Consider the following 1,462-nt stretch of genomic DNA (forward strand, 5'->3'; position numbering starts at 1 on the left):
AAGACCCTATATAGGTCTGTAGCTCAGTTGGTTAGAGCGCACCCCTGATAAGGGTGAGGTCGGCAGTTCAAATCTGCCCAGACCTACCAATATGCGGGGCCATAGCTCAGCTGGGAGAGCGCCTGCCTTGCACGCAGGAGGTCAGCGGTTCGATCCCGCTTGGCTCCACCACTCGCTTTACTTGATCAGAACTTAGAAATGAACATTCGTAGATGAATGTTGATTTCTGACTTTTGTCAGATCGTTCTTTAAAAATTCGGATATGTGATAGAAATAGACTGAACACCAGTTTCACTGCTGGTGGATCAGGCTAAGGTAAAATTTGTGAGTTCTGCTCGAAAGAGCGACGTGCGAATTTTCGGCGAATGTCGTCTTCACAGTATAACCAGATTGCTTGGGGTTATATGGTCAAGTGAAGAAGCGCATACGGTGGATGCCTTGGCAGTCAGAGGCGATGAAAGACGTGGTAGCCTGCGAAAAGCTTTGGGGAGTCGGCAAACAGACTGTGATCCAGAGATCTCTGAATGGGGGAACCCAGCCAGCATAAGCTGGTTATCTTGTACTGAATACATAGGTGCAAGAGGCGAACCAGGGGAACTGAAACATCTAAGTACCCTGAGGAAAAGAAATCAACCGAGATTCCCTTAGTAGTGGCGAGCGAACGGGGACCAGCCCTTAAGTTGGTTTGAGATTAGTGGAACGCTCTGGAAAGTGCGGCCATAGTGGGTGATAGCCCCGTACACGAAAATCTCTTATCAATGAAATCGAGTAGGACGGAGCACGAGAAACTTTGTCTGAATATGGGGGGACCATCCTCCAAGGCTAAATACTACTGACTGACCGATAGTGAACTAGTACCGTGAGGGAAAGGCGAAAAGAACCCCGGAGAGGGGAGTGAAATAGATCCTGAAACCGTATGCGTACAAGCAGTGGGAGCCTATTTGTTAGGTGACTGCGTACCTTTTGTATAATGGGTCAGCGACTTATATTCAGTGGCGAGCTTAACCGAATAGGGGAGGCGTAGCGAAAGCGAGTCTTAATAGGGCGTTTAGTCGCTGGGTATAGACCCGAAACCGGGCGATCTATCCATGGGCAGGTTGAAGGTTAGGTAACACTGACTGGAGGACCGAACCGACTACCGTTGAAAAGTTAGCGGATGACCTGTGGATCGGAGTGAAAGGCTAATCAAGCTCGGAGATAGCTGGTTCTCCTCGAAAGCTATTTAGGTAGCGCCTCATGTATCACTGTAGGGGGTAGAGCACTGTTTCGGCTAGGGGGTCATCCCGACTTACCAAACCGATGCAAACTCCGAATACCTACAAGTGCCGAGCATGGGAGACACACGGCGGGTGCTAACGTCCGTCGTGAAAAGGGAAACAACCCAGACCGTCAGCTAAGGTCCCAAAGTCATGGTTAAGTGGGAAACGATGTGGGAAGGCTTAGACAGCTAGGAGGTTGGCTT

2 tRNA genes and 1 rRNA gene are annotated in these 1,462 nt (G+C 49.7%); all 3 read left to right on the top strand.

Annotated features, from left to right (window positions below):
• Window positions 1-12: 12 nt before the first annotated feature.
• Window positions 13-89: transfer RNA gene (locus CVS30_RS17625), tRNA-Ile, on the top strand.
• A 6-nt stretch (window positions 90-95) separates the two neighbouring features.
• Window positions 96-171 (top strand) — tRNA-Ala (locus CVS30_RS17630).
• Window positions 172-406: 235 nt separating this feature from the next.
• Window positions 407-1,462: ribosomal RNA gene (locus tag CVS30_RS17635) — 23S ribosomal RNA — on the top strand; the annotation flags it as partial.

The sequence above is a fragment of the Arthrobacter psychrolactophilus genome, from assembly GCF_003219795.1.
In the GTDB taxonomy this organism is placed as follows: Bacteria; Actinomycetota; Actinomycetes; order Actinomycetales; family Micrococcaceae; genus Specibacter; species Specibacter psychrolactophilus.